At 67.6% G+C, this 12,535-nt stretch carries 5 protein-coding genes; all 5 read left to right on the top strand.

The window, feature by feature from the left end:
* Positions 1-219: 219 nt before the first annotated feature.
* Positions 220-1,608 carry an efflux RND transporter periplasmic adaptor subunit gene (locus LQ232_RS00025; protein ID WP_230177089.1) on the top strand — a complete coding sequence of 463 codons (1,389 nt, stop codon included), beginning with the start codon at positions 220-222 and terminating at the stop codon, positions 1,606-1,608.
* Positions 1,609-1,613: 5 nt separating this feature from the next.
* A complete protein-coding gene (locus tag LQ232_RS00020) occupies positions 1,614-3,800 on the top strand; it encodes a biotin/lipoyl-binding protein (RefSeq protein ID WP_230177086.1) in 2,187 nt (728 codons plus the stop codon).
* 25 nt (positions 3,801-3,825) lie between these two features.
* Entirely contained in the window at positions 3,826-5,781 is a 1,956-nt protein-coding gene (locus LQ232_RS00015; protein ID WP_230177084.1) for a DEAD/DEAH box helicase, read from the top strand.
* 17 nt (positions 5,782-5,798) lie between these two features.
* The gene (locus LQ232_RS00010) at positions 5,799-6,830 is read left to right on the top strand and encodes an efflux RND transporter periplasmic adaptor subunit (RefSeq protein WP_230177082.1); all 1,032 of its coding nucleotides are present in this window, start codon (positions 5,799-5,801) and stop codon (positions 6,828-6,830) included.
* Between the two features lie 27 nt (positions 6,831-6,857).
* A partial coding sequence (locus tag LQ232_RS00005; protein ID WP_230177080.1) for a tandem-95 repeat protein occupies positions 6,858-12,535 on the top strand: 5,678 nt, incomplete at its 3' end.

Raw genomic sequence — 12,535 nt, 5'->3', positions numbered from 1 at the left:
GCGATTTAAAACACTTGGTCGGTCTTCCAAGGATCTGGCACAAACCCCGAACCGTTTGAAAAATTTTGTCACACCTTGTCTCAACTTGAAATACCAAACCACTTGATTGAGGGGATTCAAACGGGGGGTAAAGCCACACTGCCCACGGCTTTTTCGGTGATCGCCTGATCACCAAACGTTGAATGATCCGGCTTTGTTTTCGTCACAAGGAAGCCGACGGTGTCCTCCCGCCCGCCTTTGGCCCCCGTCAACCCGGTTTTGCTGGCCGAGTTGGCCGCCTGCAGCAGCGCCCGAGAAGGCGCTTTGCTGCTGCTGTCCACCCTGGCCACGCAAGTGGGCGCCAGGCGCGCCTGCCTGGCCTGGTGGCACCAAGGGCATGCGGTGACCGACGCCCAATGGACCAGCACCGACGCGCCCGACACCGCGGCCTTGCTGCCCACGCAACTGGGCGCGGCGCTGGACGAGGCCATCGACCAGGGCATGACCTTGAGCTGGCCGCCCGTGCTGACCGACCACGACCAATGGGTGACGCTGGCGCACCGCACCTTGGCGCAGCGCCTGGACTGTGCGGTGTTGAGCGTGCCTTTGCCTGCAGGCCCCACACCCACTGGCGCAGTGTGTCTGGAATGGTCGCGGGGCCAGCCGCCGCTCACACCCGCCCTGCAGCAGTTCATCGAAGCCACCGTGGCGCAGTGCGCGCCTTTGCTGGCCTTGCAACGCCGAGCCCACCGCCCCTGGCATTGGCATTTGCGTCAAGCCGGCCGGCACCGCTGGCGCGACCTGACCAACCCGGAGCACCCCTGGCGGCGGCGCGGCCTGGCACTGGCCGCCCTCGCGCTGGCGGTGGCCGCCCTGCTCCCCTTGCCCGACCGCATTGGCGGGCGTGGCCGCATCGAGGGCGCGGAGCAGCGCGTTCTGGTGGCCCCCAGCGATGGCTTCATCAAAGCCACGCATGTTCACCCAGGCGACCGGGTCAAGGCCGGCCAGGTGCTCGCCGATCTGGCCGAGCAGGACCTCAAGCTGGAGCATGACAAATGGGCCAGCCAGATGGCCCAGCATGAGAACAGCTACGCCGGTGCCATGACCCGCGCAGACCGCGCCGACGCCGCCATGAGCCCGGCCAAGGTGCAGGAGGCGCAGGCGCAACTCGCCTTGGTCGACCAACAACTGCAGCGCTCACAGCTGAGCGCGCCTTTTGATGGCGTGGTGATCCAGGGCGACCTGAGCCAATCGATCGGGGCGCCCGTGCGGCAAGGCGATGCCCTGCTGACCGTGGCCAGCACGCGGCAGTATCGGGTGATCATCGAGGTGGACGAAACCGAGGTGGGCAAGCTTCAGCCCGGTCAAACCGGGGTGCTGGCCTTGTCGGCCCTGCCCTGGGACACGCTGGCGCTGCGCGTGGTGCGCATCACGCCTCTGGCCCAGGCCCGAGAAGGCCGCAATGTGTTCGAGGTGCAGGCCGAGTTCACTGGGACGGTGCCGCCTGAGGTGCGTCCCGGCCTGATGGGGCAGGCCAAAGTGGTGGTGGGCCAGCGCCCCTGGTTGTGGACGCTGGTGCGCCCCCTGCTGGAACGGGCCCGGCTGGGCCTGTGGTCCTGGTGGGGCTGACGCCCATGTTGGCGCACAGCCCCTTGTCCAGCCCGGACTGGCACCGGGTGGCGGCCTTGCGCCCCAAGCTACGCCCCCGCGTGAGCGTGGAAGGCCAATGGGTGCGCGGCCAGCGTTGGCAGGTGCTGCGCGATGACGACACGGGCCAGGCCTGCAGGCTCAATCCCTCGGCCTACCGCATTGCCGCGCGCTTTGACGGCCAGCACGCCTTGCAAGACCTGTGGCCCTTGCTGGACAGCCACGCCGACGCGCCCACGCAAGACGACATCGTGGCCGTGCTGCGGCAACTGCAAAAGCAACACTTGGTCGAGTTCGATGGCACGCCGGACTTCGGCGCGCGGGCCTCGCTCTCATCCCCTCCGGCGCAGGCGCCTGAGGTCAACGACCAAGCCCTCAGCCGCCCCTCAACGCTGATGGCCTGGCGCATCCCGCTGGGCAACCCCAGCCGCTGGTTGGACCGGGCTGAGCCCTTGGCCCGCGCGGTGTTTTCGGTGCCCGGGCTGGTGGCATGGTGTGCGCTGATGCTGGCCTTGCTGACCGGATTGTTCATGCACGGCTCAGCACTGCAAGCCCACGCCACCGCGTGGATGCACACGCCGCGGCACCTGGCCTTGTCGCTGCTGCTCTACCCCGCCATCAAGGCGATCCACGAGGCCGCGCACGCGCTGGCCGTGCGGCGCTGGGGCGGACAAGTGCGCGAGGCCGGCATCACGCTGTTGATGCTTCTGCCCGTGCCTTATGTGGACGCCTCGGCGGCCAACGCCTTCCGCCACGCCTGGCAGCGCATGCTGGTCAGTGCCGCCGGCATCATGGCCGAGCTGGCCATGGCCGCGCTGGGCCTGTGGCTGTGGCAAAGCACCACCGAAGGCTTGTTGCATGACGCAGGCTTCGTGGTGTGGTTCATCGCCTGCGTGTCCACGCTGCTGTTCAACGCCAACCCCTTGCAAAGGCTGGATGGCTACCACGTGATGACGGATGCACTGCACCTGCCCAACCTGGGCCCGCGCAGCAAGCAGTGGTGGCAGGCCCATGGCCAGCGCTGGTTGACGCAACAACACGATGACATGGGGCAAGGTCAAGGCCCCCAACCCGCGCCCGGTGAGCGGCCCTGGCTCGTCGCCTACGCCCCGTTGGCCTGGGGCTACCAATTGCTGCTGTGGGGTGCGTTGGTGGCTTGGGCCGGCAGCGTGTCCAGCCTGCTGGGCTGGCTGGGCGGGGCCTTGGCGCTGCTGTTCGGCTTGGCCAAGCCAGCCTGGTCCTGGGCCCGCATGGCTTGGCAAGCGGTGCTGTGGCGCCCGCGTGAGCAAAGGGCCTCGGCCCTGCGGCGCGCGGCCTGGCTGTTGCTACCCCTGTTGGCCATGCTGCTGCCATGGCCCGATCGCCTGGTGGTGCGGGGCGTGGTCTGGGCGCCCGACCAGGCCCTGGTGCGCACCGAGGTCGATGGCCTGATCCAGGCGGTGCACCATGCTGATGGCGACGCCGTGAAACCGGGCGATGTGCTGGTCACCCTGGGCAACCCGAAACTGCTGGCTCAGCGCGAGCGCCTGGCCGCGCAGATCACCCAGGCCGAGCAGGACCAGTTCACCGGCATGGGCATGAACCAGGACGCGGCCCAATCGGGCAAGGCCCAGGATGAACTGCAACGCCTGCAAGCCGAGGTGGCCCGGCTGGACGAACAGATCGCCCACCTCCAGGTGCGCGCCTTGAGCGCGGGCCGCCTGGTGCTGCCGAATGAACAAGACCTGCCCGGCCGCTATCTGCACCGGGGCGACCTGCTGGGCCACTTGCTCACCGCCCAGCCCACCACCGTGCGCGTGGCCGTGCGCGAGGCCGATGCCGTTCAACTGCGCCAACACCTGGGTGGCGTGTCGGTGCGCCTGAGCAGCCAGGGGCAACGCGCCGAGCCGGGCACCTTGGTGCGCGATGCCGTGGGCGCCACCCGCCAACTGCCCAGCGCCGCCCTGAGCGAGCAACAAGGCGGCGACATCCAGACCGACCCTGAAGACGAACACCACCTGAACACGGTGCGCCCCATCGTGTTGATGGACGTGCGCCTGGACCACGCCGCCCGGGCAGAACGCCTGGGTGAGCGCGCCTGGGTGCGTTTCGACCAAGGCTGGGCGCCCCCGGTGGCCCAGTGGTGGCGCTGGGCTCGCCAACGCGCAGACGCCAGCTTCAACCCGGACCATTGAGGTGATCACCCGGCTCGCCTGTTTCATGGCCACCCCGGCGCGCGGCGGGCTGCTGGCGCGCCCGGGACCCCGCTGGGGCGCCTACCCTGAACGGCCCGACCACGCCGAACCGCGCCGGCGTGTCACCCTGCCGCTGCCATGGCTGCCCACCTGGTTGCCGGACCCCTGGCGTCTGGCCTTGTGCAGGCCCTGGCTGAACCGCGCGCGGCAACTGTCGTCCGAGACCACGCTGGACCTGCCCGCCTGCCGCCAGCGTTTGCGCCGTGAAGGCTTCACCGCCGACACCGTGGCCCTCGCACTGGCCCACGTGCTGCAGGTCACCCAGCGCACACTGGGCCTGCGCCTGCACGACACGCAGTTGCTGGCCGCCACCCTGATGCTGGACCAGCAACTGGTGGAGATGGCCACGGGCGAAGGCAAGACCCTCGCCATGGCCGCGGCCGCGGCCATGGCTGCGTTGGCAGGCATCCCCGTTCACGTGGTCACCGCCAACAATTACCTGGCCGAACGCGATGCCCAGACACTGGCCCCACTGTTCCACGCCCTGGGCTTGACGGTCGCCCACATCGCGCCCGCGATGTCCCCTGAACAGCGCCGCCCTGTTTATGCGCAAGACGTGGTCTACGCCACCGCCAAGGAGGTCGCTTTTGACTACCTGCGCGATGGCCTGTCCACCCCGCAGGGCGCCCCACCGCTGCTGCGCGGCCTGAGCCTGGCCCTGATCGACGAGGCCGACAGCATCCTGCTGGACGAGGCCAGCGTGCCGCTGATCATCTCGCAGGCGCAATCAGGCCAGGCTGCTCAGCAAGCGCATCGGCGCGCCGTGTGGTGGCAAGCTCTTCACCTGGCACGGCGCCTGCGCAACCACGGCGACTACACCATCGACACCGGCCGCCACAGCGCTGCCCTGACCCCAACGGGCGAGCAACACATCGTCGGTGCTGCCGAAGCCCTGGGCGGTGTCTGGCGCCGCCCTCGCTTGCGCCACGAACTGCTGGGCCTGGCCGTCACCGCCTTGCACGCGCTTCAGCGCGACCAGCACTACCTGGTCCGCGAAGGCAAGGTGGAACTGCTGGACACCCTCACCGGCCGCGTCGCCGTGGGCCGCGTCTGGTCGCAAGGCCTTCACACCCTGATCGAATTGAAGGAAGGGTGCACCCCCAGCGCGCCCACCGAAACCCTGGCGCAGATCACCTTCCAGCGCTTCTTCAAACGCTACTGGCGGCTGGGTGGCTTGAGTGGCACGCTGATGGAAGCGCAGGCTGAATTGCGCAGCCTGTATGACGTCGATGTGGTGAGGGTGCCCGAGCGCCTGCCCAGCCAGCGGCAGGCCGGGCCCACCCTTGTCTTTGCCACGGCCGATGAGCGCTGGCGCGCCGTCGCCGAGCGTGCTCAGGAGATGCAGGCCCAAGGCCGCCCCCTGCTGATCGGCACCGACTCGGTGCACGACTCCGAGCAGTTGTCACGACACCTGCAACAGGCCGGCATTGCCCACACCGTGCTCAACGCACGGCAAGACCAGCACGAAGCCGACATCGTGGCCCAAGCCGGGCAAGCGGGGCGGGTGACGGTGGCAACGCGCATGGCCGGCCGGGGCACTGACATCAGCCTGGATGAACGGGCCTTGGCCGCGGGTGGATTGCACGTCATCCACTGCCAGCGCAACGAGTCGCGGCGCATGGACCGGCAGCTGGCGGGGCGCTGCGCGCGGCAAGGGCAAGCAGGCAGCACAGAAGCGTGGATTTGTGCCGCCATTTCGAATGACCCTCCCACCCCGACTGAAACTAAGCTAACGCGATGTATTCAATCCGCCATCGTGCACCGTTCAACCCTGTCACCATGGTGCTGGTGGCACCTGCGCCTGCCCCAGTGGCTGGAGGAGCGGCGGCAAGCGGCTTTGCGGCGGCAACTGCTCGACCAAGACCGGCAATGGGCCCAACAACACCAACTCGCCCGGCAAAGCCGTGGGCCTTCTGCCTAGGCGCGCTGCTGGGCTCCGTGGGCGCGACCGCGCACGCCGCGCCGCCCAAGCCCGCCGGTTGCCTGATCGAGCCCGACCAGGTGGCCGATGTGGGCTCTGCCGTCACCGGGATCATTGAAAAGCTGAACGTCGCCCTGGGCGATCGCGTGGAAGCCGGCCAGTCCGTGGTCGTGCTGCGTGCGGATGTGGAACGCGCCAACGCCAACGCCGCCACCCTGCGAACGCAGATGGATGCCGAGGTCAAGGCCGCCGCCGCCAACCTGGAGCTGGCGCGGCAAAAAGTGGTGCGCACCCAGCAACTCGTGGCCAAGGATTTCGTCTCGCAACAAGCGCTGGACCAAGCCCAGGCCGAGCAGGAAGTGGCCGTGCAGAAGCACACCCTGGCGCGCAGCCAGCAGCGCATCTATGGCCAGGAACAAGCCATGGCACAGGCGCAACTGGGCTTGCGCACCTTGCGCAGCCCCATCAACGGCATCGTGGTCGAGCGCTACAGCAACATCGGCGAGCGCGTGGAAGACCGCCCCGTGCTGCGCGTGGCCAACATCGATCCGCTGCGCGTGTCCCTGATGGTACCCATCACCCAATACGGCCAGGTCAACCTGGGGGATCGCCTGTCGATCCACCCGGACTTGCCGGGCGTCGGCGTGGTCAGCGCCAAGGTGGAATACGTCGACAAAGTCGTGGACGCCGCCAGCAACACCTTCCGCGTGCGCCTGAGCCTGCCCAACCCCGACCATCGCCTGCCCGCCGGCCTGCGGTGCAAAGCCGACTGGCCCGTGGCGGCCAATGGCACTCCGCCCGCGCGGCCTGCGCCCAGCGTCGCCCCGGCACCGCCCGCGCCAACGCGGCCCCAGGCCGTGGCCCACCCCACCTTGCCGGTGCACCTGCCCATGGCCACCGCCCCCGCGTCGACCTGGCTGAAGATGTCACTGGCCTTGGCCCGCGTGCCGGTGCAGCCCGTGCCGTCCCGCGGCCTGTCGTTCGCCGTGAACAAGGCCAGTCAGCCGATCAGCCTGAGATTCAGCATCGCGCTGGCCGACGCTCGCTGAGCCGGCCGCGCACCGAACAGGCCCGGCATGCGTTCACTGCCACCCTCACCCGTTCAAAGGCCCATCGCCGAAGCGATGGAGCCGCGCTTGCTGTACGCCGCCGACTTCGCGCCAGCCGCCTTCATGGGCAGCGCTGTCACGGCCGCGGACACAAGTCAGCAGCGCCTGATCGACACCACGGCCAGCGATGTGCGGCAAGCCACGCCGGGGACCGAACTGGTCTTCGTCGATGCCCGCGTGCCCGACCAGGCCGTGCTCTTGGCCGACCTGAATGCGCAGGCCCAAGCCGGCCGCGCCATCGAGGTCGTGACGATCGCGGCCGATGAAGATGGCATCGCCCGCATCACGCAGACCCTGGCCGACCGGCAGGGCGTGTCGGCCGTGCACCTGATCTCGCACGGCGACAGCGGCTCGGCGCAGCTGGGCAACACGGTGCTGGACGACTCGACCCTGGCCACGCGCGCGCACGACGTCGCCTCGTGGGGACAGGCCTTGACCCAAGACGCCGACCTGTTGATCTATGGTTGCGACGTGGGTGCGCAAGCCGGTGGCCAAGCCCTGGTGCAAGGCCTGGCCGCCCTCACCGGTGCTGATGTGGCCGCCAGCGATGACCTCACCGGCGCCGCCCTGCAAGGCGGTGACTGGCAACTTGAAGTACAAAGCGGCCACATCGAGGCCATGCTGGCCCCCAGCGCCCAGGCGCAGACAGCGTTCAATGGCGTGCTCGCCGCCGCCGTGCCCATTGGCAAGGCCAACGTGGTCTGGGCCGACTCGGGCGCCACCTCACCCCGGCTCAGTCAGTACGACGGTGCCAATTACAGCAACGGTGCGGCCACCGCCAACGCTGGCCAATGGACCGTGGTGACCTCGGCCTCGGCCTCCACCCGCGACGAGGTCATCGCCGTGGGGGTGGACACCAACGGCACCATCACCGGCGAAGTGATCAAGGGCGGCACCGCCACCCTGATCCCCTTGACGCTGGGCAGCGGCACCCCGACTGATCGGCAGGGCTTTGGCGTGGCCTACGAACAGACCAGTGGCGACGCCATGCTGGTCTGGAACGACGGCAGCAACCTGAACTACAGCGTCTACAACGGCAGCACCTGGACCACGCCCAGCACCATCGCGGGCTACACCGGCGCGGCGCCGCAGCACATGCAGCTGGTGTCGCAACCCGGCGGCGACGGCATGGCCCTGATCATCAGCGATGCCAACGCCGACGACCACGCCATGGTCTGGAACGGCAGCAGCTGGGGCCATGCGATCACCTTGGACACGACGGGCACCTCGGCCGCGGACCAAACCGCCATCGCCGTGGCGTTCGAGGCCCAAAGCGGGCACGCCATGGTCGCGTACGCCAAGGCCGCCGACGCCAATGTCTATTTCCGCGTCTTCGATGGCAACGTGTGGGGCTCTGAAGCCGCCGCCGGCAACTACCTGGAAGCGGCCTCGCCACGTTGGCTGACCCTGGCCTCGGACCCCACCAGCAACCGCATCGCCATGGGGCTGATCAGCAGCTCGGCCACGCAAAGCTTCACGTCGTTTTCGGTGTGGAATGAAGGCGGCTCGTCCAGCTGGGGCAACCGCACGGCCGTGGCCATCCAGAACACCACCACCAACGCCCCCACCGTGGGCGTGGCCTATGAAAGCAAGAGCGGTGACCTGCTTGCGGTCTACGGCAGCACCACCGCCAACACCGTCAGCTACCGGACCCTTGGCAGCACGGGGGTCTGGTCGGCCACGCAAACCGGGCCCAGCGCGGGCGGCGTGGTGGGCGCGCAGCGCTTGAACAGCGACCCCACCTCCGACAACATCATGATGGGCATGCAGACCACCTCAGGCCGCCTGTCGTTCTCGGACTGGAGCGGCAGCGCGTGGCAAAGCTCGCCGGTGCTGGCCTCCACCAACACCGGCAGTTCGCTCACACCGGCGTTCTCATGGACCTTCCAGAACCACATTGCCGGCAACACCACCAACACCTTGTGGTTGGGCTCCAACCAGGCCAACTCGGCCGGCTGGGCGGGCGTCAACTCGACCACCAGCACCGAAGTGCTGGCCCTGGAGAACCCCAATCTTCACTACGGCACGGGCAGCACCGACGGCACGTTCTCGCACGTTTTCGACCTGTCGGCGTTTGGCGCCACGGGCCTGGACGACATCGCCTGGGTCTCGCGCGATGTGGTGTTGTCGGGCAGCTTGACGGTGCACCGGGGCGATGTGCTGTTCTCGGTACCCAGTACCACCACGCTGAGCAGCGTCAACACCTTGTCGGTGACCCGCAGCGATGTCGTGCTGTTCACGCCCACCGTGGCCGGCGACTACTCATCGGGCACCTTCACCAAGGTGTTCACCGTCAGCAACAGCTTGCTGAGCGGGCTGGGCCTGGGCAGCGGGGCCAGTGTCCGGGGCCTGGCCCTGGTGGAAAGCCCCGTCACTATCGGCTCCATCAATGGCATCACCTTGACGGCCGGCACCTTCTTGTTCTCGTACGGCAATGGCAACACCAGCGCCAACGACATCCTGTACTACAAGGTGGGCGACCTGGCGGTGACCAAACTGCTTGAGGGAGACGACATCAACCTGGACAGCTCCATCACCGGCCTGGAGGTGATCACCGGCACCACACCGATGGGCGACACCACCTTGTCCGCCGGCACTTTGCTGGTCAGCCTCGCGCAGACCGACACGCAGGTGGCCAACAACTACGCCAGTGTCTCGGCCAGTGACGTCGTCCGCCTGAACATCGTGCGTCCCACCGGCAGCAACACCGCCGTTGCTACCGCGACCACCTTGGTGGAAGGCAGCAGCATTGGCATTTCGTCCGGTCACATCGACAGCCTGGCGCTGACCCTGGACGCGGCCCCCATCATCGACAGCCATGGCGGCGGCGCCACGGCCAGCATCTCGGTCAACGAGAACACCACGGCCGTGACCACCGTGGCGGCCCACGACATCGATCCCTACGCCGCCCTCACCTACAGCATCACTGGCGGTGCCGATGCCGCGCGCTTCACCATCGACAGCCACACCGGCGCCTTGCGCTTTGTCAGCGCGCCTGACCACGAGAACCTGCAAGACAGCGACAAGAACGGCAGCTACGTGGTCACCGTGTCGGCCAGCGATGGCACCTTGCGCGACAACCAGACCTTGACGGTGACGGTGCTCAACGTCAACGAGGCCCCGGTGATCGTGAGTGGCGGCGGGGGCAGCATGGCCAACCTGTTCGTGCTCGACAACAATCCCGTGGCCGCGACCGTCAAGGCCACCGACCCGGATGTCCCCGAGACCCTGGTCTACTCGATCATTGGCGGGGCGGACAGCGCGCTGTTCACCATCGATGGCGGCACGGGCGAGCTGAAGTTCGCAACGCCCGTGAACCATCAGACTCCGCAAGACGCCGACCTGGACAACGTCTACCAGGTGACCGTGCGCGTGGTGGATGGCCATGGCGCCTTGGATGAGCAGACCTTGAACATCGCCGTGCAGGCGTCCAACTTGGCCCCGGTCATCACCAGCAATGGGGGCCCCGGCAACGCCACCGTGTTGATCAACGAGTTCCACACCGAGGTCACCACCGTGCAGGCCACGGACGACCAGACGGACAGCTCGCAACTCACCTATGGCATTGTCGGTGGCCCTGACAGCGCCCTGTTCAGCATCGATGCGCAGACCGGTGCACTTGGCTTCATCACACCGCCCGACACGCAGGCCCCTGGCGACGCAGGCGGCATCAACCGCTATGAGGTGCAGGTCAGCGCCACCGACGGGCAGTTGACCAGCACCCAGACGCTGACCATCGAGGTCCAGCCTTACACGCGCCCGGTCAACACCCTGCCCGCCAGCCTGGCCACCACCGAAGACACCGCCAGCGCCTTGACCGGCCTGAGCATCACCGACCCTGATGCGGGCGGATCGCCCATCACCGTCACGCTCCAGGTTCAGCATGGCAGCTTGAGCGTGCGTGATGACGTGAGCGCCGGCTTGACCGCCAGCGGCATCCAATACGATGCCGAGCGCCGCCTGGTCACCCTGACCGGCAACGTCAGCGCCATCAATGCCACCCTGGCCGATGCGTCGGGCCTGGTTTACCTGTCCGATGCCAATTACGTGGGCGCCGACACCCTGGACATGACCACCATCGACGGTGTGAACACCGGCACCGCCCCGCCTCTGACCGTCAGCAGCACCGCCACCATCAACGTGGCCGCTGTCAACGACGCGCCCACGGCCATCATCGGCCAAAGCACCTACGTGGCCACGGAGCAAACCAACCTGGCGCTGCACAACACCGGCCTGCGGGTGGGCGACGTGGACGCCGCCACAGGCAACGTCCAGGTCAGGCTGACGGCGGTGGAAGGCCTGATCACGGTGGACCCAGGCGCAACCGGCGTGACCGTGACCAACTCGGGCACGCACAGCGCCATCCTGTCCGGCACCGTTGACCAGGTCAACGCCTTGCTGGATGGCCTGGGCGACAGCACCCTCGTCTACCGCGCGGACAGCGACACGCCACCGGCCACCGACACCCTCACGATGATCATCAATGACCTGGGCCACAGCGGCGTGGGCGGCAACCTGAGCGCGCAGTCCTCGGTCACGATCAGCTTGGTGGCGGTCAACGATGTGCCTGCGGCTGTGGATGACAGCGCTTCGGTCAACGAAGACGACGTGCTCAATGGCAGCACCGTGTTGGCCAATGACACCGACGCCGACAATGACGCCTTGACCGCCACGCTGCTACAAAGCGCGGCCAACGGCACCCTGGCCTTCAACACCGATGGCAGCTACACCTACACGCCCAATGCGAATTTCAGCGGCAGCGACTCGTTCACCTACGTGGCCAACGATGGCACGGCTGACTCGGTGGCGGTCACCGTCACCATCACCGTCAACCCACTCAGCGACGCGCCTGTGGCCGTGGACGACAGCGCCTCGGTCAACGAAGACGGCGTGCTCAACGGCAGCACCGTGCTGGCCAATGACAGCGATGCCGACAACGACGCCCTGACCGCCACCCTGGTCGCCGGCCCCAGCCACGGCACCCTGGTGCTCAACACCGATGGCAGCTACACCTACACGCCGGCCACCAACTTCAACGGCACCGACGCCTTCACCTACAAGGCCAACGATGGCACGGCCAACTCCAACTTGGCCACCGTCACCATCACCGTCAACGCCATCAACGACGCGCCCGTGGCCGTGAACGACAGTGCCTCGGTCAACGAAGACGGCGTGCTCAACGGCAGCACCGTGCTGGCCAATGACACCGATGCCGACAACGAGGCCCTGAGCGCCACCCTGGTCGCCGGCCCCAGCCACGGTACCCTGGTGCTCAACACCGATGGCAGCTACACCTACACGCCAGCCACCAACTTCAATGGCACCGACGCCTTCACCTACAAGGCCAACGATGGCACGGCCAACTCCGCCCTGGCCACCGTCACCATCACCGTCAACGCCATCAACGACGTGCCCATGGCCGTGAACGACAGTGCCTCGGTCAACGAAGACGGCGTGCTCAACGGCAGCACCGTGCTGGCCAATGACACCGATGCCGACAACGAGGCCCTGAGCGCCGCCCTGGTCGCCGGCCCCAGCCACGGTACCCTGGTGCTCAACACCGATGGCAGCTACACCTACACGCCAGCCACCAACTTCAATGGCACCGACGCCTTCACCTACAAGGCCAACGATGGCACGGCCAA

The sequence above is a fragment of the Aquabacterium sp. CECT 9606 genome (genome assembly GCF_918741295.1).
Classification (GTDB): domain Bacteria; phylum Pseudomonadota; class Gammaproteobacteria; order Burkholderiales; family Burkholderiaceae_C; genus Aquabacterium.
The sequence above is the reverse complement of the archived record's forward strand: the minus strand, read 5'-3'. Positions and strand labels throughout refer to the sequence as shown.